Genomic DNA, 20,978 nt, shown 5'->3' with positions numbered 1-20,978 from the left:
AACCTTCGCGTCAAACATCGCTTAAGCGCGTCAGCGCCCTCCGCAAGCGCTTCCATGGCGGCTTTAAATTGTCTCTCTCTGAATAGGGCGACGCCCCGTTCGGACCCACGTGGGTCCAATTTGGTCCTGTTGATTTCCGCAGCAAATCACTGCTGTATTGCAACTATAGCAAGAAATCAGGCGTTGCCGCCGGCGCGTTAAGACAATGCCAACGGCGCTGCGGTAACCTGTGGGAGCCTGGAGACAAGCCATGACAAAGCTTCTTGACCGTGTTGACTCTGCGGCAACTAAGGGTGCAAGGAAGCAGGCGACACAATCGCACGCCTCCATGTTAACGGCCCATGGATCCAAGGCCCCCTCCACGCCGACGGTTCGGCTAACTTCCAGCAATGGCTCCGACGCGACAAAAGTCACGATCGATCGCAAGTCCGGCCGTCGCTAAGCGAGCCGGTCCACCCCCTCTTTATACAGCCGATGACGCCGCTCGCATTACCGCGGCCGCAGCTCCCGACGATTTAGCTCCAGAGCGCTACCGAAGCGAGTTTCGGCGGGATTACGCGAGGCTGATACATTGCCCGTCGTTCCGACGGCTGCAAGGGAAAGCCCAGCTATTTCCCTGCCAGGAGAGTGATTTCTTTCGAAATCGCTTGTCGCACTCGCTGGAAGTTGCGCAGATTGCTAAGTCCATTGCCATCAAGCTCAACGATAAGCATGAGTATTTTCAAACTAACCCGATAAACACGGACTTGATTGAGCTTGCGGGGCTTGCCCACGATATTGGCCACCCGCCATTTGGCCACAACGGTGAAGAGCAGCTAGACCAGCACATGCTGGAGTATGGCGGCTTTGAAGGAAATGCGCAGACGCTGCGGGTTCTCTCAAGGCTCGAAAAGAAGCAAACCCTTTCATACCCGCACAAGGATGACACGCCTCTTGCGGTTGCAAATGGGCAAGATTGCCGAGCTGGCTTGAACCTCACATTTCGATCGCTGGCATCGATACTAAAGTACGACCATCAAATTCCCAGAAACACTGATGCGCGTAGAGAGTCTCAAAATGAAAAGCATGCAGTGAAGGGCTATTGCTTCTCTGAACGAGAACTAGTCTCGCAGATAAGGTCCCGAGTCGCAGGACCAAAGTTTGAAGGGAAGATGAAGACGGTCGAGTGTTCTATTATGGATATCGCGGATGATATCGCGTACTCGACATACGACCTTGAAGATGCGTTCAAGGGCGGGTTTCTGACGCCACTCTCCATCATCTCGATGCCCGATCATCAGAAGGCAGCAATCGTTGCCAAGGTACAAAGACGGATCGAAGCCAGCTATCCGCATCTAAGTGCAAAAGAGCGTGAGTTTGGGTTGCCTGAGTACAACGCAGTTCTCCGGCGGATATTTGCAGGCGTGCTGAAAGTCGAAGTCCCAGCTGAAATACTCGAGAACGGCGGCTTGGATATAGACCAGTACAATGCTTTAGTTGTCTCCATAACATCAGGAACCTCCGCGACGCTTTGCAGCAATGGATATTTTCGTACGGAGTTCACGTCACAACTGGTTGGTCGGTTCATTCGCGCGGTCGAAGTTGCAGACTTCAATGAGTCTTGTCCGGCGCTGACAACCGTTCGGCTATCAATCGAGGCATTCATCGCGGTTGAGGTTCTAAAAACGGTTTCGTTCAACGCTGTCATTATGTCATCGCGACTGAAGTCAGCCGAAAATCGCGGGCAGTGGGTCATCGAACAAATATTTGGCGAACTAAAAGATGATGGAGGTTATCTGCTAATGCCGGAAGATTGGCGACTGCTGATCGAAGCCAATCCTGGAGATACGGGTTGGAAGCAGCGCTGTATCAGCGACTACATCGCGGGCATGACGGATGCATACTGTTTGGAATTTTACGAGCGGATTCTCGGGCGAGCCGCACCCTCAATTCAGAAGCAACACTAACTGTGCGACACGAAACGTCGGAATGGTAACGACCGACGGCAAACCTAATTATCAGCCATCTCACGCGCAGTGCTCTCGCCCGTCGCCGTGTCCGTCACCTCGATCTAGACAATTCGCCGAAATGCCCCGCTGGATCATGCCGGCCGGTGACGCATATTGGATGGTGCGGCAGGACCGGCCGTCGCCCTTCGAGGGCCGCTGAAGAAGCGGCCACCTCAGGGTGACGGTGGATAGATTACGAGCGGTCCCGCCACCATTTCCCCCTTTGAAATTGCTGCACTTTTGCTAATACACGGGCGGACCTCCCCGAGGTATCTCATGCCTGCCGCCTCCTCCTCGATCAGCGATCCCGCCTATCTCCGTGCGCGCGCGATGGAGACGCTGTTCGAGCGGCTGGAGAAGCTCTGCGAAGGTGCGATTGCAATCGATCGCGGCGGGCGCGTCGTCTACGTCAACGAGAAATATCTTGCCGCGCTCGGTCTCAACCAGACCAGCGAGGCGATCGGGCGCTCGATTGAGGAGGTCATCCCGAACAGCCTGATGCGGAAGGTGGCCGAGACCGGCGAGCCGATCCTGCTCGACATCATGGAGCTCGGCGGCGAGCAGCTCGTCGTCACCCGCATGCCGATCGAGGACGAGAACGGGGCGGTGATCGGCGCGATCGGCTTCGTGCTCTATGATCATCTCGAAAGCCTTAAGCCGCTGCTCGCCCGCGTCGCCCAGCTCGAGAGCGATCTGCGGCTGGCGCGGCGGCAATTGTCCAACGCCCGCGCGGCGCGTTTCACCTTCGCCGATTACGTCGGCACGACACCGGCCATCGCGCGCGCCAAGGAGCTCGCCAGCCGCGCGGCGCGGCAGAGCGTCACGGTGCTGCTCACCGGCGAGACCGGAACGGGAAAGGAGATGCTGGCGCAGGCGATCCACAACGCCTCCTCGCGCGCCGACAAGCCGTTCGTCAGCGTCAACGTCGCCGCCGTCCCCGAGACGCTGATCGAGTCGGAGTTCTTCGGCACGGCGCCGGGCGCCTATACCGGCGCCGACCGACGGGGACGCGAGGGCAAGTTCCGCATTGCCGACGGCGGCACGCTGTTCCTCGACGAGATCGGCGAGATGCCGCTGCAATTGCAGGCCAAGCTGCTGCGGGTGCTCCAGGAGCGCGAGATCGAGCCGCTCGGCTCGGACAAGATCACCAGGGTCGACGTCCGCGTCATCGCCGCGACCAATGTGGACCTGCGCAAGCGCGTCAGCGACGGCGCGTTTCGCGCCGATCTCTACTACCGTCTCAACGTGCTCTCGGTCGAGCTGCCGCCGCTGCGTCACTGCCTCGACGATCTCCCCGACATCTGCGCCCGGCTGCTCGACGACATCAGCGCGTCGGGCGACTACGTCAAGGCGAAGATTACGCCGAGCGCGCTCGCGGCGCTCGCCCGTTACGACTGGCCGGGCAATGTCCGCGAGCTCCGCAACATTCTCGAGCGCGCGCTCATCCTCAGCGATTCCGGGCGGCTTACGGCCGAGGATGTCGCCCGCATCTTGCCCATCGGCTCCGAGGTCAGGCTCGCACCGCCCGAGCGCCCGGCGGGATCGGTGGTGCCCTATGCCGAAGCCGAGGCCGAGTTCGAGAAGCAGACGCTCGAGCAGGCGCTCGCCGCCAGCAACGGCCAGATCACCGAGGCCGCCAGGATGCTGCGGATCTCGCGCGCGACCTTCTACAAGAAGCTCGCCAAGTTCGGCCTTGCCTCGGGATCGGCGCCCGTCTGAGTTTCGAGACATTAGACTGTCCGGAGTCTCGGATTCCGGACACCGCAGCCGGCCGCCATTCCGGGCGAATTGCAGGCAATTGCCGCAGTTTTCAGCGGTTTTGCGCGGCGTTGCGGGATCTGGCGCGGACCTTGCTCTCCGCTTTGCCGTCTTTCATTCACGATGAGCAACCTGTTCCGGGACGGCTCTTCGCGATAAGATCAAGCATAACAAGGCCTACGGTCCAGGGAGCGGGAGGAACGCCGTGAGCCATCATCCAGCTCTGCCGTATTTGCGCAATTCCGAGAAGGGCAAGGTCGTCTCGGCGAATGAAGCCGTCATGCTGATCCGCGACGGCGACACGGTGGCGACCGGTGGCTTCGTCGGCATCGGCTTTGCCGAGGAGATCGCCATCGCGCTGGAGCAGCTCTATCTCTCCCACGAGGGCGATGCGCCCTACACGCAGGGCAAGCCGCGCAATCTGACGCTGGTCTATGCGGCCGGACAGGGCGACGGCAAGCAGCGCGGCCTCAATCATTTCGGTCATGAAGGCCTGTTGCGGCGCGTGATCGGCGGGCATTGGGGCCTTGCGCCGAAATTGCAGCAGCTCGCGATCGGGGGCCAGATCGAGGCCTACAACCTGCCGCAGGGCGTCATCACGCATCTGTTCCGCGACATCGCCGCGCACCGGCCCGGGCACATCACCCGCGTCGGCATTGGCACTTTCGTCGATCCCCGGCACGGCGGCGGCAAGCTGAATGCGCGCACCACCGACGACCTGGTGGAGCTGATCACGCTGCGCGGCGAAGAGTGCCTGCTCTACAAGACCTTTCCGATCGATGTCGGAATCATCCGCGCCACCACCGGCGATCCCGACGGCAATCTCACCATGGAGAAGGAAGCACTGACGCTGGAAGCGCTCGCCATCGCCATGGCAGCGCATAATTCCGGCGGCATCGTCATCGCCCAGGTCGAGCGCGTCGCGGAGGCCGGCAGCCTCAATCCCCGCCAGGTCAAGATTCCCGGCATCCTGGTCGACTGCGTCGTGGTGTCGAGGCCGGAGAACCACTGGCAGACGTTCGGCACGCAATACAATCCGGCGTTCTCGAGCGAGATCCGGGTCCGCGCCGCTTCGCTGCCGGTGATGCCGATCAGCGAGCGCAAGATCATCGCCCGGCGCGCCGCCCTGGAGCTGAAGGCCAACAGCGTCGTCAATCTCGGCATCGGCATGCCGGAGGGGATCGCCTCGGTCGCCAACGAAGAGCGCATCATCGATCTCATCACGCTGACGGCGGAGCCCGGCGTGATCGGCGGCATCCCCGCGAGCGGCATCGATTTCGGCGCGGCGATCAACACGCAGGCGGTGATCGACCAGCCCTATCAGTTCGACTTCTACGACGGCGGCGGTTTGGACGCCGCCTTCCTCGGCCTCGCTCAGGTCGACCGCGCCGGCAACCTCAATGTCAGCAAGTTCGGACCGAAGCTTGCCGGGGCCGGCGGCTTCATCAACATCAGCCAGAACGCCAAGGAAGTGATCTTCGTCGGCACCTTCGGCGCGGGCAAGCAGCGCATCGCGGTGAAGGACGGCAAGCTCGTCATTCTCGACGAAGCCAAGTCGCGCAAGTTCGTAGGTAACGTCGAGCACGTCACTTTCAGCGGCCCGTTTGCCGCCGCGCGCAAGCAGCGCACCCTTTACGTCACCGAGCGCTGCGTGTTCGAGCTCCGCCCGGGCGGGCTCGAGCTCGTCGAGGTCGCGCCCGGCATCGACATCGAGCGCGACATCCTGCGCCTGATGGACTTCAAGCCGCTGATCCCGCGCGATCCCGCGCCGATGGACGCGCGCATCTTCGGCGACGGGCTGATGGAGCTGCGCGAGCACCTGCTCACCATCCCGCTCGACCAGCGCTTCACGCTGGACGAGCAGCAGAACCTGTTCTTCGTCAATCTCGAGCGCTATCCGCTGCGCAGCAAGGCGGAGATCGACACCATCGCCGCCATCGTGGAGGCGAGGCTCGCGCCGCTCGGACGCCGGGTCTACGCCATCGTCAATTATGACAATTTTTCTATCCTGCCGGAGCTGATGGACGATTATTCGGCGATGGTGCGAAGCCTCGTCGACCGCTTCTATTCCGGCGTGTCGCGCTACACCACGTCGGGCTTCCTGCGCATCAAGCTCGGCGAAGCCCTGGAGAAGCGCGGCGTCGCGCCGCACATCTTCGAGAGCGCGGAGGAAGCGCAGTCCGATCGGCGTCAAGCCGAGGGCGGCGTCGATGCGCGGCCAGATCAAAAATGATGCAGGTTCGAAAGGCCGACATGCTCAGGCGGAAGGTTCAATTGCAATGTTCGTAACGTTGTGCAAATCGCTGTTACCGAGAAACTTTGAATCAGGAGGGACCATCGTGCGTCGATCACTCATCATAGCAACAACCGTTCTCGCGCTCGGCGCGGGCACCTCCGCGCTGGCCGACGATCTCAAGATCGCACTGATCCACGGCAAGACCGGTCCGCTCGAAGCCTACGCCAAGCAGACCGAGACCGGCCTGAAGATGGGCTTCGAGTACGCCACCAAGGGCAGCATGACGCTCGACGGCCGCAAGATCGTCATCATCACCAAGGACGACCAGGGCAAGCCGGACCTCGCCAAGGCCGCGCTCTCGGAGGCCTATCAGGACGACAAGGTCGATATCGCGATCGGCACGACCTCGTCGGCCGCGGCGCTCGCCATTCTCCCCGTCGCCGAGGAGAACAAGAAGATCCTGATCGTCGAGCCCGCGGTCGCGGACCAGATTACCGGCGAGAAGTGGAATCGCTATATATTCCGCACCGCGCGCAACTCCTCGCAGGACGCGATCTCCAACGCGGTCGCGATCGGCAAGCAGGGCGTCACCGTGGCGACGCTGGCGCAGGACTACGCCTTCGGCCGCGACGGCGTCGCTGCCTTCAAGGAAGCGCTGGCCAAGACCGGCGCGACGCTCGCGGCGGAAGAATATGCCCCGACCTCGACCACCGACTTCACCGCGGTCGGCCAGCGCCTGTTCGACGCGCTGAAGGACAAGCCCGGCCGCAAGGTGATCTGGGTGATCTGGGCCGGCGCGGGCAATCCGCTCGCCAAGCTCCAGGACATGGATCCGAAGCGCTACGGCATCGAGCTCTCCACCGGCGGCAACATCCTGCCGGCGCTCGCGGCCTATAAGGGCCTGCCCGGCATGGAAGGCGCGACCTATTACTTCTACGAGATCCCGAAGAACCCGGTGAACGACTGGCTGGTCGCCGAGCATCAGAAGCGCTTCAACGCGCCGCCGGACTTCTTCACCGCGGGCGGTTTTGCCGCCGCGATGTCCGTCGTCGCCGCCGTCACCAAGGCGAAGTCGACCGACACCGAGAAGCTGATCAGTGCGATGGAGGGCCTGGAGTTCGACACGCCGAAGGGCAAGATGGTGTTCCGGAAAGATGACCATCAGGCGCTGCAGAGCATGTATCACTTCAAGGTCAAGGTCGATCCGAACGTCGCCTGGGCCGTGCTCGAGCCGGTGCGCGAGCTGAAGATCGAGGACATGGACGTTCCGATCAAGAACAAGCGGTGATTGTTTCACCTCTCCCATAGGGAGAGGTCGGCGCGAAGCGCCGGGTGAGGGGCACCGCCCTCTCGTGGGACCTGAGCCCCCTTCACCCGATTTGCTACGCAAATCGACCTCTCCCCTCCGGGGAGAGGTGTACCGCCCAGCCGAGACACCTTACGAACATGCCGCTCACCCTCGAAACCCGCGACCTCACCATCCGCTTCGGCGGCCATGTCGCGGTCAACAATGTCTCCTGCACGTTTCGGCCGGGCGAGCTCACCGCCATCGTCGGGCCGAACGGCGCCGGCAAGACCACCTATTTCAATCTGATCTCGGGCCAGCTGCGGGCATCCGGCGGCAGCATCCTGTTCGACGGCACCGACATCACCCAGCATTCCGCACCGATGCGGACCCGCGCGGGTCTCGGACGCGCATTCCAGCTCACCAATCTGTTCCCGAACCTGACGGTGGAAGAGAATGTCCGCCTCGCGGTGCAGGCGGCGAATGGCACACACTACGACATGCTGCGGCCCTGGATGGTGCGCCGCGACCTGATCGCGCGCGCGGACAGCATCCTCGACCAGGTTGCGCTCGGCAGCCGCCGCGGCGTCACTGCGACCGCGCTGTCGCATGGCGACCAGCGCAAGCTCGAGGTCGCGCTGATGATCGCGCTGGAGCCGAAAGTCTTCATGTTCGACGAGCCGACCGCCGGCATGAGCATCGACGAGGTGCCGATCGTCCTGAACCTGATCGCGCAGCTCAAGCAGGACAGGAGCAAGATCATCCTCCTGGTCGAGCACAAGATGGACGTGGTGCGCTCGCTCGCCGACCGCATCATCGTGCTGCATAACGGACAGCTGGTGGCGGACGGCGTGCCTGCCGAGGTGATCGCCTCGCCGATCGTGCAGGAAGCCTATCTCGGCGTCGCGCCCAAGACCGCGGAGAGCGTCGGATGACCGATCTCCTCAAACTGTCCGGCGTGCACACCCATATCGGGCGCTATCACATCCTGCAGGGGATCGATCTCGCCGTTCCGGAAGGACAGGTGACGATGCTGCTCGGCCGCAACGGCGCCGGCAAGACCACGACGCTGCGCACCATCATGGGCCTGTGGCAGGCCTCGAAAGGCGAGATCAGCCTCGCCGGCCAGCGCATCGAGAGCCTTGCGACGCCGGACATCGCGCGGCTCGGCGTCGGCTACGTGCCGGAGAGCATGGCGGTGTTCTCCGATCTCACGGTGAAGGAGAACCTGGTGCTGGCCGCGCGCGACGCGCCGCTCGACGAGAAGCAGCTGGACTGGATCTTCGGCTTCTTCCCGGCGCTGCGGCGCTTCTGGCTGTCGCGGGCGGGGAGCCTCTCGGGCGGACAGAAGCAGATGCTGTCGATCGCCCGCGCCATCGTCGAGCCGCGCAAGCTGCTCCTGATCGACGAGCCGACCAAGGGCCTCGCGCCCGCCATCGTGATGGCGCTGATCGAGTGCCTGAAGGAGATCAAGCGCAAGGGCGCGACGATCCTCCTGGTCGAGCAGAACTTCTTTGCCGCCCGCGAGCTCGGCGACAACGTACTGGTCATGGACAACGGCACCATCGTCCATCGCGGCGAGATGGCGGCGCTCGCCGCCGACGTGCCGCTGCAGGAGCGGCTGCTCGGCCTGAGCCTGGAGACGCATCAGTGACAGACCTTGCCGCAACCGATCCGCTGCCGAAGCCGAAGCGCGACCTCGCGCCGATCCTGCTGCCGGTGGCGCTCGCGCTGCTGATGATCCCGCTGATCGGATCGACCTCGTCCTGGCTGACCCTGACCGTCGCCAGCCTCGCCATGGGCATGATGATCTTCATCATGGCCTCGGGGCTGACGCTGGTGTTCGGCCTGATGGACGTGCTCAATTTCGGCCATGGCGCCTTCATCGCGGTCGGTGCCTATGTCGCCACGCTCGTTCTGGCGCCGTTCGCGGCCTCCATCCAGGCCGACTCGCTTCTGGCGAACCTCGCGGTGCTGGCTCCGGCCGCGCTGCTCTCGATGGCGGTCTCCGGCGCGCTCGGTCTCGTCGTCGAGCGCGTGCTGATCCTGCCCGTCTACGGCCAGCACCTGAAGCAGATCCTGATGACGACCGGCGGCCTGATCGTGGCCGAGCAGACGCTCTATGCGCTGTGGGGCCCGCAGATCATTCCGATGCCGCTGCCGGCCTCGCTGCGCGGCTCGTTCATCCTCGGCGACGTCGCCATCGCCAAGTACCGCGTGCTGGCGATGCTGATCGGGCTCGGCATCTTCATCGCGATCCAGCTCGTGCTCAACCGCAGCAAGCTCGGCCTCCTGATCCGCGCCGGCGTCGAGAACCGCGAGATGGTCGAGGCGCTCGGCTATCGCATCCGCCGCCTGTTCCTCGGCGTGTTCATGACGGGATCGGCGCTGGCCGGCCTCGGCGGCGTGATGTGGGCGCTCTATCGCGAGCAGGTCCACGCCTCCATGAGCGACGACCTCACCGTGCTGATCTTCATCGTCGTCATCATCGGCGGGCTGGGATCGATCGGCGGCTGCTTCATCGGCGCCATCCTCGTCGCCATGGTCGCCAATTACGGCGGCTTCCTGGTGCCGAAGCTCGCCCTCGTCTCCAACATCCTGCTGATGGTCGCCATCCTGATGTGGCGGCCGCGCGGCCTCTATGCGGTGACCAGCCGATGATGATCCTCTCGGGCGATCCGCCGAAGAGCCGCGTCCTCACGCTCCTCCTCCTCGTCATCATCCTGGCGCTGGCGGCGACGCCGTTCCTGTTTCCGGGCGCCAAGGCGCTGAACGTCGCGGCCAAGATCTGCATATTCGCAGCCCTCGTCGCCTCCTACGACCTCCTGCTCGGCTATACCGGCTCGGTGTCGTTCGCCCACACCATGTTCTACGGCATCGGCAGCTACGCCATCGCGATCGCGCTGTACGGGATGGGTCCGAATTGGGCAGCGGTCGCCACCGGCATCGTCGTCGGCCTGCCGCTCGCCGCCCTGCTCGCGCTCGCGATCGGCCTGTTCTCGCTGCGCGTCGCGGCGATCTTCTTTGCCATGATCACGCTCGCGGTCGCCTCGGCCTTCCAGGTGCTGGCCTCGCAGCTGTCCTGGCTCACCGGCGGTGAGGACGGGCGCAGCTTCCAGCTGCCGGAGTTGCTGCGCCCGGGCACCGTGCTGATCTCGAAGAGCCTGTTCGGCTTCGAGATCAACGGCCGCATCCTCACTTTCTATCTGGTGTTCGCGATCTCTGGCCTGATGATCCTGGCTCTGCTCCGCGTCGTGAACTCGCCGTTCGGGCGCGTGCTGCAGGCGATCCGCGAGAACCGCTTTCGCGCCGAGGCGCTCGGCTTCCGCACCGTGTTCCACCTGACCTACGCCAACTGCCTCGCCGCCCTCGTCGCCGCCAGCGCCGGCATCCTCAATGCGTTGTGGCTGCGCTATGCCGGACCCGACACCTCGCTCAGCTTCTCGATCATGCTGGACATCCTGCTGATGGTGGTGATCGGCGGCATGGGCACGATCTACGGCGCGATCATCGGCGCCACCATCTTCATCCTCGCCCAGAACTATCTGCAATCGCTGATGGGCGTCGCATCCACGGCGGCGTCGGAAGCCGGCCTGCCGCTGCTGCCGGGGCTGTTGCATCCCGATCGCTGGCTGCTGTGGCTCGGGCTGCTGTTCATCGCCAGCGTCTATTTCTTCCCGACCGGCGTGGTCGGACGGCTGCGCCAGGGCGGCGGCAAGAAGACCGCAAGCCCCTCGCATTAACCGTTGATTCATGATGCAGCGCGACGGTCGCGGCCCGCGCAGCGCAAGCCTCGCGCGTGATGCCCGCGGCGCTGCAATGGATGCGATCGCAGCAGCCGGATTAATGCTTAGGTAACTGGCTTTCCTAAGGTTTGCGCCATTTGTGCGGTGTATTCCTGTCCCTCCAGGGAGGGGGAATGCGCCAGGTCTTTGCCAGGGTAGCAACCGGAATGTCTCTAGCCGCGAGGAACGGCTGGGAGGGCTTGGCGCGGCGTGGTCCCGTCGCGTGGCGTGGTCCCGTCCTCTGGCTGACCCTGTGCGGCGTGTTCCTGGTGGCGGGAATCTTCGTCACCACGGCCATCGCCATCGGCGAGTTTCGCGAGCGAACCCTCGCCAACCGCGAACGCGAGCTCGAGAACACGGTGAAGCTGATCGCGCGGCATTTCGATCAGCAATTCGAGGATTCCGACTCCGTCGCCGCCGACCTGATCGGCCAGATGAGCCTGCCGGAGATCACCTCGCCTGCGATGTTCCGCGAGCGCATGTCCGGGCCTGCGGCAAACCAGATGCTGCGCAGCAAGATCAGTTCGGTGTCGTATCTCGGCGATATCGCGATCTACGACGCCGAGGGCGATCTGATCAACTGGTCGCGGGCCCAGCCGCTGCCCAAGATCAACGTCTCCTCGCGCGCCTATTTCCAGTCGTTCAAATTCAATCCGGCTGCCGAGCCGGTCATCCTGGAATCGGTCCGCAGCTTTATCATCGGCAAATGGACCACGGTCATCGCCCGCCGGCTGCGCGGCGCGGACGGCACCTTCCTCGGCGCCATGGTGCGGCGGATCGACCCGGACAGCTATCAGCAATATTTCGCATCGGTCGCGCTCGCCGAGGGCACGGCCATCTCGCTGTTCGATCGCGAGGGCAAGATGCTGGCGCGCTATCCGCATGTCGAGGAGCTGATCGGGCGGAGCTTCAAGGAGGGGCCGCTGATGCAGAAGGTGCTGGCCCAGGGCGGTCAGCTGACGCTCCGCGGCAAGAGCCCCATCAACGGCGAGGAGCGGCTCGGCTCGGCCGCGTCGCTGAAGCATTTCCCGCTGGTCATCATCGCCACCAACACCACGGCAGCGGCACTTGCGGACTGGCGCCAGCAGACCGGCTTGCTGGTGATGACCGCGATGCTCTCGGCCGCAATCATCGCGATGATCCTCTATCTGATCATTCGCCAGATCAACCGGCAGAACCGCGAGGCCCAGCAGCGGATCGAGGCCGAACGGCTGCGGCTCGACACCGCCCTCAACAACATGTCGCAAGGGCTGATCCTGTACGACGCCGCCGGATACATCGTGACCTGCAACCGGCGCTATGCGGACATGTTCGGCCTGTCCCACGACGTCATCAAGCCCGGCTGCCATATCCGCGAGGCGATGTACCATCGCCAGGAGCGTGGTGCGTTCGACGGCGATGTCGAGGAATTTTGCGCCGACGTGATGAGGGTCGTCGCCGAAGGCACGGTCTCCACGAGAGTTCATCAGCTGGCCGACGGCCGCGCCTTCCAGGTCATCAACACCCCGCTCGCGCAGGGCGGATGGGTCGCCACCATCGAAGACATCACCGAGCGCCGCAACCTCGAACAGGAGCGCGACCGCAACTATACCTTCCTGCGCGAGATCATCGACCACATCCCCTCCCGGATCACCGTGAAGGACGCCCGGACGCGTCGATACCTCCTCGCCAACCGGGTGGCCGAGGAACAGCTCGTCGACTCCACCGGGACCATCGTCGGCAAGACCGCTTTCGACCTCTACCCGGCACACGACGCCGGAGTCATCACCCGGGACGACGACAAGCTGCTGCAATCGCCGGACGGGCTGTTCCTGGATGAACACATCTGGAATACGCCGGCGATCGGCCGGCGCTACATCACCTCGCGCCGGATCGGCATCCGCGACAAGACCGGGGAGCCGCGCTACATCATCAACGTCGTCGAGGACGTCACCGAGCAGCGACGGGCCGACGAGAAGATCGCGCACATGGCGCACTACGATGCGCTGACCGACCTGCCGAACCGCACGCTGTTCCGCGAGCAGATCGAACGCCAGCTCGCGCATCTCGCGGACGGCTGCCAATTCGCGCTGCTCTACATCGACGTCGACGAGTTCAAGGGCATCAACGATTCGCTCGGCCACCACGTCGGCGACGAGCTGTTGAAGGCGATCGCTTCCCGGCTGCGCGGCTGCCTGACGCAGGGCGACCTGATCGCGCGGCTCGGCGGCGACGAGTTCGCGGTGATCCAGACCGGGATCCAATCGCCCGCGGACGTGATGTCCTTCGTGGCGAGGATCTACCAGGCGATCCGGCAGCCCTTTCATTGTCTCGGCCATCAGCTCTCCACCGACGCGAGCATCGGGATCGCGCTGGCGCCGCAGGACGGATTGGACCTCGATCAACTCATCAAGAATGCCGACCTCGCGATGTACGGCGCCAAGGCCGAAGGACGCCGCACCCACCGGTTCTTCGAGCCGGCGATGGATGCGAGCGCCAAGGCGCGCCTGACCATGGAGCAGGACCTGCGCCAGGCCCTGGTCAACGGCGGCTTCGAGATTCACTATCAGCCGCTGGTCGACCTGCGCTCAGGCGAAGTCTCCGGCTGCGAGGCGCTGCTGCGCTGGCGCCATCCCGAGCGCGGCATGGTGTCGCCGGCCGAGTTCATTCCGGTCGCCGAGGACACCGGCCTGATCACCGAGCTCGGCGAATGGGTGCTGCGCATGGCCTGCAACGAGGCCGCGACCTGGCCGGCGCATGTGCGCGTCGCGGTCAACGTCTCGCCCGTGCAGCTCAAATGCGACACGCTGGCGCTGCGGATTGCGAGCGCGCTGGCCGCCTCCGGGCTGGACCCGCGCCGGCTCGAGCTCGAGATCACCGAGGCCGTGCTGATCCGCGACGACGAGGCGGCGCTCTCGATCCTGCACCAGCTGCGGTCGATCGGCGTGCGCATCGCGCTCGACGATTTCGGCACCGGCTATTCCTCGCTGAGCTATCTGAAGCGCTTCCCGTTCGACAAGATCAAGATCGACCGCTGCTTCGTCGTCGACATCGCCGAGGCCACCGGCTCGCCGGTCATCGTGCAGGCCGTGGTCAACATCGCCGCCGCCAGCAACATGACGACGGTCGCGGAAGGCGTCGAGACCGAGGCGCAGCGCGACATGCTGCGCGCGCTCGGCTGCACCCAGATGCAGGGCTATCTGTTCAGCGCGCCGAAGCCGGCCAGCGAGGTACGCAAGCTGTTCGGCGCAGGCGATGGCTCGCCCGGGGCCATGCCCGTGGCCGCGGTGGCCTGATGGCGAAGTCGCGCAAGACGCTCGATGTCGCCGATTCCTACGCGGTGCGGCTGATGCAGCACCTGGTGGTGCCGACCTTCGTGATCGACCCGAAACGCCGGGTCGTGATCTGGAACCGGGCCTGCGAGCGGCTGACCGGCGTCGGAGCCGCCGAGGTGATCGGCACCAGCAGGCACTGGCAGGCGTTCTACGAGACCAAGCGCCCCTGCCTTGCCGACCTCGTCGCGCTCGACCGGCCCGAGCAGCTGCCGGAGTACTATTCGGAATACGCCGCGCGCGGCCACAACGGGCTCGGCTTCTCCGCCGAGAACTGGTGCGTGATGCCCAAGCTGGGCAGCCAGCTCTATCTCGCCATCGACGCCGGCCCGATCCACGACGAGGCCGGCAATTTGATCGCGGTGGTGGAGACGCTGCGCGACCTCACCGACCAGAAGCGCGCCGAGATGGCGCTGAAGGAGCTCGCCACAAAGGACGGACTGACGAGCCTGGCGAACCGCCGCGCCTTCGACCAGATGCTAACGAGCGAATGGGTCCGCGCCCAGCGCACGCAGAAGCCGCTGGCGCTGCTGTTCGTCGACGTCGACCATTTCAAGCTGTTCAACGACCAGCACGGCCATCAGAACGGCGACGAATGCCTGCGCGCGGTCGCGGCCGTCGTCAGCCGCCACGCGGTGCGCCCGCTCGACCTCGCCAGCCGCTATGGCGGCGAGGAGTTTGCGCTGATCCTCCCCGAGATGGATTGCGACAGCGCCTGCGTGGTGGCCGAGGAGATCCGCTGCGCCGTGATGGCGTTGGCGATCGCCCATGGCGCGATGGGCGCGGGCGATCACGTCACCCTCAGCGTCGGCGTCGCCAGCCACATTCCCGGCGGTGACGACGGCGGCCCCGACCGGCTGCTCGGCGCCGCCGACGAGGCGCTCTATGCCGCCAAACGCCTCGGCCGCAACCGCGTCGTCTGCGCCGAACGGGCGCTTGCCGAATTCGCCGCCCTCGGCGGCAAGCGGGTTCCGGCCCCGTTCAGGCGCAAAACGGCCTGAAGCGCGCTACGGCGAGAAGCGGTTGCCCGCCCCGCGCCAATCGGCTAAGGAACGTTCCACTAGCACCCGTAGCTCAGCCGGATAGAGCGTTGCCCTCCGAAGGCAAAGGTCACACGTTCGAATCGTGTCGGGTGCGCCAGCTCAGGAATTTGCGCGAGGCCGCGTGATTCTCCTAGAAGCACGATGCGATTGAGATGAGTGGTCATCGCGCTCTAGGTGGTTGTTTGAACATCGTCTTTCCGGAAAACCGCTTCACACTTTTCCGGACCACGCGCTAGGACACGCCTCGAAGATTGGCCATACGCGATTGCAAGGAGCCGTTTGAGGCTTGACGTCAGCGATCGACGGGTCGCCCCAGCCCCCTTACCCGCATCATTGCCCGAGAAGCCTGGAATGCCGGTGGATACGGAGATGACCAATGAAGCTCGCGCGTGAAGGTATCCAACTGTCGTTCGATATCGCCGGGAAGGGATCGCCTCAGTTCCTGTTCGTCCATGGCCTTGGCGGGGATCGCACCCACTTTGCGCCACAGATGGAGTACTTCGGCCGGCACGGTCGTGCATTGAATGCCGAGCTGCGAGGACACGGTGAGAGCGACAAGCCGCACCAGGACTACTCGATCGAAGGCTTCGCCGAGGATCTCGTCTGGCTGTGTGTCCGCCAAGAGATAACGAAGCCGGTCATCGTGGGCCAAAGCATGGGCGGCAACATGGCACTCGAAATTGCGGCCCGTTACCCGGATTTTCCCGCCGGGCTGGTGCTGCTCGATTCCGGGGTGCTCTTCCCTGCCTCGGCGGGAGCGGTGTTCACCAGCTACCTGGAGGGCCTGCAGGGGCCGAACTTTGCGGACGAGGTACGAAAAATCGTGACTGACTCCTGTCTGCCGACCGACAGATGCCACGCCCATGTCGAACAGACCTTCCTGGCGACGCCACAGCACGTGCTGGTGTCGACGTTCAAGAGTCTGTTTCCCTGGGATATGCATCGGGCGGGTCAGTGCGCCCAAGCATGCCGCGTCCCGGTGCTGTATATCGAAGCCGCCCATCGGCTCGCCGATCTGGACCGCTTTGCGGCACTCTGCCCGCAACTGGTTACGGCCAAGGCCGTTGGCTCCGGGCATTTCCTGTCGCTCGAGGTGCCGGAGCAGATCGACGCCATGATCGATCGATTCATCTCGCTTTACGTGTGAAGACGCGAATGAACTTTGCATGAGCGTGACCTTTGCCAACCGCGACGAGGACAACACATTGGCAGGGCGGACCAAGATCGGACGAGATCGTGCCGACACTCACGTCAGCATCGCCACAATCGCCTGGAGCTGATCGGACGCAGCCGTCACCAATCCGTCGTACGAGGTCTGGCCGTGTGCGGCGGCCTTCAGGATGCATTCGGCGACGGCCGCTTTCAGGCCAAACACGGATTGATGGGCCGGCACGCTCGCCATCACGGCCTCCAGCGCTTGACGCATCGTGTGAATGAGCTCGGAGCTGTATTGCATGAACCTGTCCTCCGCGGGCTCATATGGGACCACCTCCCTGGGCTTGCCACTCACAAGACTGAGATTGATCTTTGAACCCGTCGAGGCTGAACGCCTCGATTCGAACGCCGGATGGCCGCACTGAGCACGCCGGCAAAGGCGACTCGCATCGACAACTGACGCACCCATCACCTCGCGCTTCTTTTCACGCGATTGTATCATCTTGCCATGAGCGAATCCGATACGATGCCTGGCGCCCCCGTGGCCGTGCGCAAGATCATCCATATCGACATGGATGCGTTCTACGCGTCGGTGGAGCAGCGCGACAATCCGGAGCTGCGCGGCAAGCCGGTCGCGGTCGGCGGCTCCGCGGCACGCGGCGTCGTCGCGGCCGCGAGCTATGAAGCCCGCAAGTTCGGCGTGCGCTCGGCCATGCCGTCGGTGACGGCGAAGCGGCAATGTCCCGATCTGATCTTCGTCAGGCCGCGCTTCGAGGTCTACAAGGCGATCTCCAGGCAGATCCGCGACATCTTCGCCGAGCACACGCCCATCATCGAGCCGCTGTCGCTGGATGAAGCCTATCTCGACGTGACGGAGAACCTGCAAGGCATCCCGCTGGCGCGGGACATCGCGCTGAAGATCCGCGCCAAGATCAAGGCCGAGACCGGCCTCACCGCGTCGGCCGGCATCTCCTACAACAAGTTCCTCGCCAAGCTCGCGTCCGATCATCGCAAGCCCGACGGCCAGTTCGTGATCTCGCCGGAGATGGGACCGGCCTTCGTCGAAACGCTGCCGGTCGGCAAATTCCACGGCATCGGTCCGGCGACGGCGGCGAAGATGAACGCGCTCGGCCTGTTCACCGGCCGCGACATCCGCAACCAGTCGCTGGAATTCATGAACGCGAATTTCGGCAAGTCGGGCGCGTATTATTATTGGATATCACGCGGCGTCGACGAGCGGCCCGTGCGCGCCAACCGGACCCGCAAATCCGTCGGCGCGGAGAACACGTTCTCGACCGACCTCGACGCCTTCGATGCGCTCGTCGCCGAGCTCAGGCCGCTCGTCGACAAGGTCTGGCGGCATTGCGAGGCGACCGGCAATCGCGGCCGCACCGTCACGGTGAAGATCAAGTTCGCCGACTTCGAGATCATCACGCGCAGCCGATCCGTCGCGGCGGCCATTGCCGGACGCGACGAGCTGGAGCGGCTGGCCTGCGGCCTGTTAGAAGCCGAGATGCCGCTGCCCAAGCGCGTCAGGCTGCTGGGGGTCTCGCTTTCCTCGCTCCACACCGCCGGCGAGGCGGAGCCGCAGCTGACGCTGGGCATCTGAACGCGGCCCAAGCTTCGGCGACGGAGCGCACCAAGCGTGACGAACGGCGGCGGATCGTCCGATCCGCCACCCATGGAGGTCGATCGCGCTCGGGGCCGTTTCAATGCTTCATCTGCTCGAACACCACGATCACGCCGGTCGGCTCGGGCTCATGCGCCATCAACCGCGTCAGGTCGGAATCGCCCCAATCGGCGAGGCTGACGACCTCGCCGCTCTGGTCGCTGCCGGGCGACGCCGTCGGCTCGAGAACCTTGAGTCCCATCTCGTCGACGAAGAAGGTGTGCTCGCCGAACATGCTGTTGAGCTGCGGCATCGCCGGATGTTCGTCGGGCAGCACCTGAGCGCCGAGCTGGTTGACGGTCTGCTTCACCTGTTCAGATGTGAGCTTCATGAGCTGCTCCGTTGTTGTATCCGCTTTCATCGAGCCAGGCGGGAGCGAGCATTCCCTGCGCCCTTGTGCGCCTGGCTCAGAGTCCCGAACAGGGGCTGCGGACAAATGTTCCTGCGAAATGTATTTCGTGATCGCGCGGTTTCATCGGCCGCGTTCGCAGCACAAGATCGCCACAGGATTTACACGATCGGTCGATCGACGCGCTACTCGCTGCTGTTCTCGCCGACCGACAGCGCGCAGATGCGCGACAGATAGGTGTACGGCAAGCCGGTCTCCTCGGCCCAGGCATTGAACTGCGCCTGCACCTTGGCGAGATCGCCCTTCGACTTGACCTCCTCGGCGATATCAAGGCCGGCATCGCGCAGGCAGGCCACCACGTCCTTCGACGTCACGAAGCCATCCCAGCCGACGAAGCGCAGCAGCATCTGGCCGGTGTTGCCGCCCAGCCGGCTGCCGCGCTTGGTGAGGAGATCGAGCAGGCCGATCTCGTCGGACGACGGCCACTTCGCCAGAAACTTGCCGAAGCTGCCGTGCTCCTTCGCGATCTCCTGCACGAAGGCGGCATTGTCGCGCACCGACATGATCTTGGCACCGTTGCGCACGATGCGCGCGTCGCGCAGCAGGCCTTCCCAATAGTCTTCGGGCTGGAAGGTGAGCTTGGCGGGCTGGAAATGCAGGAAGGCGTGTTCAAAGCCGTCCCATTTCGAATCGATCACGCTCCAGGCAAAGCCGGCGCAGAACACCCGCTTGGTCATTTCGGCGAGGATACGATCGTCCCCGAGCTTCGCCAGCCGCTTGAGGTCCGGCTTGGCCGGCATCAATTTGTCCAGCGCCTTGGGCCCGCCCTTGCGCTTCTCGGCGCGAGCGCGAATGGTCTTGAAGGGGGTCATGTGAACACAGGTGTTGAGGCAGGCCACGACACCAGAATTCGGCGATCCGGTCCAGCCCCCGCGTTGCCGCCCCTTGCGCTCCGCGCCGGGACGCAGCATGCTGTCGCTCATTGGATTGACGCAAAGGGGCGGCCGGGCTGGTCTGCTTCTTGCTTTATGCCGTTTTGGAATTCCCTGACATTTTGATCTCTGGCCGTCGGATTTTCCATGCGCTGCCTGGTCGTGGCCGACCTGCACTATTCGCTGCCTCAGCTCGACTGGCTGGTCAGCGCGGCGCCGCGATTCGACCTCGTGATCTTCGCCGGCGACGCGCTCGACATCGGCTCGATGGTGGATTTCCGCGCCCAGATCGTTGTGGTGAAGAAGTACCTCGCGCTGCTCGCCGCGACGACCCGCGTGATCCTCTGCTCGGGCAATCACGACCTCGACGAGCGTAACGCCGAAGGCGAGAAGATTTCGCGCTGGATCTCGGAGGTGCGCGAGCTCGGCATCGCCTGCGACGGCGACAGCCTCAACGTCGGCGATACCCTGTTCACCGTGTGCCCGTGGTGGGATGGACCTCAGGTCAAGCAACGTCTCATCGCGCAGTTGCGTGATGCCGCGGCCGTCAGACCTCCGCGCTGGATCTGGGCGCATCACGCGCCGCCGGCGGATTCACCGACGAGCTGGGGCGGCAAGCGCTTCTTCGGCGACGTCGAGCTGGTGCAGTGGATCATGCAATACCAGCCGTCGATGGTGATCTCGGGCCATGTGCATCAATCGCCCTTCATCAGCAATGGATCGTGGTTCGACCGGCTGAGCCAGACCTGGGTCTTCAACACGGGCCTGCAACCCGGCCGTCCCCCGACCTACATCGTGCTCGATCTCGATGCCGACAAGGCCTTCTGGCTGGCGGCCGGCGAGGCGCAGTGGATCGACCTGAGTGCGCCGCTGCAGCGGCCCGCCGCCGCCATCGAGGCGCCGCCGGACTGGCTCACATTCTTGGATCGGATTGCCGATCCGAGCCTGGCGAAACCTCAAGCGGCGGCAGGTTGATCATGCTCTGGAGCACCTCGCCGACCATGGCCAGATGCGTGCCGTGGTCGGCATATTGCCGTTTCAAATCGGCGAGGTAGGTATTGGCGACGTTGAGCCGCTGCGCCAGCATTTTTGCGATCAGCAAGGCGATGCCCGGCTCCTGCTTGAGGAAAGAGGCGGCGTCCTCGAATTCATAAATGACGGCATCGGAGCAGGCGCGCACCGTCGCCGTATGCGGCTGGCCCAGCAGCACGGACATCTCGCCCAGCACCGCTCCGGGCTCGGTGACGGTGGCGACCACCATCTCGCCCTTGAGCACCTCGAGCCTGCCTTGCATCAGCACGAAGAGATGGCCGGAGGTGCCCCCCTCGGCGACGATGATCGTGCCGGCGGCAAGCTGCCGCTCCGTTCCGCCGGTGCAATAATCGAGGACTGCACGCATCGTACGAAAGCTCCCGTCGCGGGGGTACCCAGTCGCCGGAATACTAGAGCACGATCCATGCCAGGCGG

The 20,978-nt window shown here is 64.1% G+C and carries 17 protein-coding genes and 1 tRNA gene; 14 read left to right on the top strand and 4 right to left on the bottom strand.

All coding sequences use genetic code 11. The features are described from left to right. Positions 1-389: 389 nt before the first annotated feature. The 12 genes from dgt to BDOA9_RS07080 all read left to right on the top strand — a co-directional run bounded on the left by dgt (position 390) and on the right by BDOA9_RS07080 (position 16,553). Positions 390-1,946 carry a dGTP triphosphohydrolase gene (gene dgt / locus BDOA9_RS07135; RefSeq protein WP_025033252.1) on the top strand — a complete coding sequence of 519 codons (1,557 nt, stop codon included), beginning with the start codon at positions 390-392 and terminating at the stop codon, positions 1,944-1,946. Positions 1,947-2,264: 318 nt separating this feature from the next. Then, the gene (locus BDOA9_RS07130; RefSeq protein WP_025033251.1) at positions 2,265-3,707 is read left to right on the top strand and encodes a sigma-54 interaction domain-containing protein; all 1,443 of its coding nucleotides are present in this window, start codon (positions 2,265-2,267) and stop codon (positions 3,705-3,707) included. A gap of 244 nt (positions 3,708-3,951) precedes the next feature. Then, entirely contained in the window at positions 3,952-5,979 is a 2,028-nt protein-coding gene (locus BDOA9_RS07125) for an acyl CoA:acetate/3-ketoacid CoA transferase (protein WP_025033250.1), read from the top strand. Positions 5,980-6,085: 106 nt separating this feature from the next. After that, positions 6,086-7,270, top strand: a complete 1,185-nt coding sequence (locus tag BDOA9_RS07120; protein ID WP_025033249.1) for a substrate-binding domain-containing protein — start codon at positions 6,086-6,088, stop codon at positions 7,268-7,270. A 158-nt stretch (positions 7,271-7,428) separates the two neighbouring features. Next, positions 7,429-8,202 (top strand): ABC transporter ATP-binding protein, encoded by a 774-nt coding sequence (locus tag BDOA9_RS07115; protein WP_025033248.1) that lies wholly within the window; start codon positions 7,429-7,431, stop codon positions 8,200-8,202. Further along, positions 8,199-8,921, top strand: coding sequence for an ABC transporter ATP-binding protein (locus tag BDOA9_RS07110; RefSeq protein WP_025033247.1), 723 nt, complete (start codon positions 8,199-8,201; stop codon positions 8,919-8,921). The genes BDOA9_RS07115 and BDOA9_RS07110 overlap by 4 nt, the downstream gene beginning before the upstream one ends. Continuing rightward, positions 8,918-9,928, top strand: coding sequence for a branched-chain amino acid ABC transporter permease (locus BDOA9_RS07105; RefSeq protein ID WP_025033246.1), 1,011 nt, complete (start codon positions 8,918-8,920; stop codon positions 9,926-9,928). Before BDOA9_RS07110 ends, BDOA9_RS07105 begins: the two co-directional genes overlap by 4 nt. After that, positions 9,925-11,010 carry a branched-chain amino acid ABC transporter permease gene (locus BDOA9_RS07100; protein WP_025033245.1) on the top strand — a complete coding sequence of 362 codons (1,086 nt, stop codon included), beginning with the start codon at positions 9,925-9,927 and terminating at the stop codon, positions 11,008-11,010. The genes BDOA9_RS07105 and BDOA9_RS07100 overlap by 4 nt, the downstream gene beginning before the upstream one ends. A gap of 176 nt (positions 11,011-11,186) precedes the next feature. Next, positions 11,187-14,327 carry a bifunctional diguanylate cyclase/phosphodiesterase gene (locus BDOA9_RS07095; protein WP_025033244.1) on the top strand — a complete coding sequence of 1,047 codons (3,141 nt, stop codon included), beginning with the start codon at positions 11,187-11,189 and terminating at the stop codon, positions 14,325-14,327. Then, a complete protein-coding gene (locus BDOA9_RS07090; protein ID WP_025033243.1) occupies positions 14,327-15,364 on the top strand; it encodes a sensor domain-containing diguanylate cyclase in 1,038 nt (345 codons plus the stop codon). Before BDOA9_RS07095 ends, BDOA9_RS07090 begins: the two co-directional genes overlap by 1 nt. A gap of 62 nt (positions 15,365-15,426) precedes the next feature. Next, positions 15,427-15,503: transfer RNA gene (locus BDOA9_RS07085), tRNA-Arg, on the top strand. Positions 15,504-15,782: 279 nt separating this feature from the next. After that, a complete protein-coding gene (locus BDOA9_RS07080; protein WP_042335572.1) occupies positions 15,783-16,553 on the top strand; it encodes an alpha/beta fold hydrolase in 771 nt (256 codons plus the stop codon). Between the two features lie 99 nt (positions 16,554-16,652). Here the strand turns inward: BDOA9_RS07080 and BDOA9_RS07075 are convergent, their stop codons facing one another. After that, a complete protein-coding gene (locus BDOA9_RS07075) occupies positions 16,653-16,862 on the bottom strand; it encodes a hypothetical protein (RefSeq protein WP_025033242.1) in 210 nt (69 codons plus the stop codon). 207 nt (positions 16,863-17,069) lie between these two features. Here BDOA9_RS07075 and dinB point away from each other — a divergent pair, with 207 nt between their 5' ends. After that, positions 17,070-18,170, top strand: coding sequence for a DNA polymerase IV (gene dinB / locus BDOA9_RS07070; protein WP_025033241.1), 1,101 nt, complete (start codon positions 17,070-17,072; stop codon positions 18,168-18,170). Between the two features lie 100 nt (positions 18,171-18,270). On the opposite strand, the gene BDOA9_RS07065 is transcribed toward dinB, so the two are convergent. Both BDOA9_RS07065 and BDOA9_RS07060 read right to left on the bottom strand, forming a co-directional pair. Beyond that, complete coding sequence (locus tag BDOA9_RS07065; protein WP_025033240.1) at positions 18,271-18,561, bottom strand: hypothetical protein; 291 nt, start codon at positions 18,559-18,561, stop codon at positions 18,271-18,273. A gap of 203 nt (positions 18,562-18,764) precedes the next feature. Continuing rightward, on the bottom strand, positions 18,765-19,451 hold the full coding sequence (locus tag BDOA9_RS07060) for a DNA-3-methyladenine glycosylase I (protein ID WP_025033239.1): 687 nt from the start codon (positions 19,449-19,451) through the stop codon (positions 18,765-18,767). Between the two features lie 207 nt (positions 19,452-19,658). Here BDOA9_RS07060 and BDOA9_RS07055 point away from each other — a divergent pair, with 207 nt between their 5' ends. Beyond that, positions 19,659-20,486: a metallophosphoesterase family protein gene (locus BDOA9_RS07055; RefSeq protein WP_025033238.1), complete on the top strand. Its 828-nt coding sequence runs from the start codon at positions 19,659-19,661 to the stop codon at positions 20,484-20,486. Here BDOA9_RS07055 and BDOA9_RS07050 read toward each other — a convergent pair. After that, positions 20,425-20,910, bottom strand: a complete 486-nt coding sequence (locus BDOA9_RS07050) for a Crp/Fnr family transcriptional regulator (protein ID WP_025033237.1) — start codon at positions 20,908-20,910, stop codon at positions 20,425-20,427. The two genes, BDOA9_RS07055 and BDOA9_RS07050, sit on opposite strands and share 62 nt — an antisense overlap. Positions 20,911-20,978: the final 68 nt, after the last annotated feature.

The sequence above is a fragment of the Bradyrhizobium sp. DOA9 genome, from assembly GCF_000617845.2.
Taxonomy (GTDB): domain Bacteria; phylum Pseudomonadota; class Alphaproteobacteria; order Rhizobiales; family Xanthobacteraceae; genus Bradyrhizobium.
The sequence above is the reverse complement of the archived record's forward strand: the minus strand, read 5'-3'. Positions and strand labels throughout refer to the sequence as shown.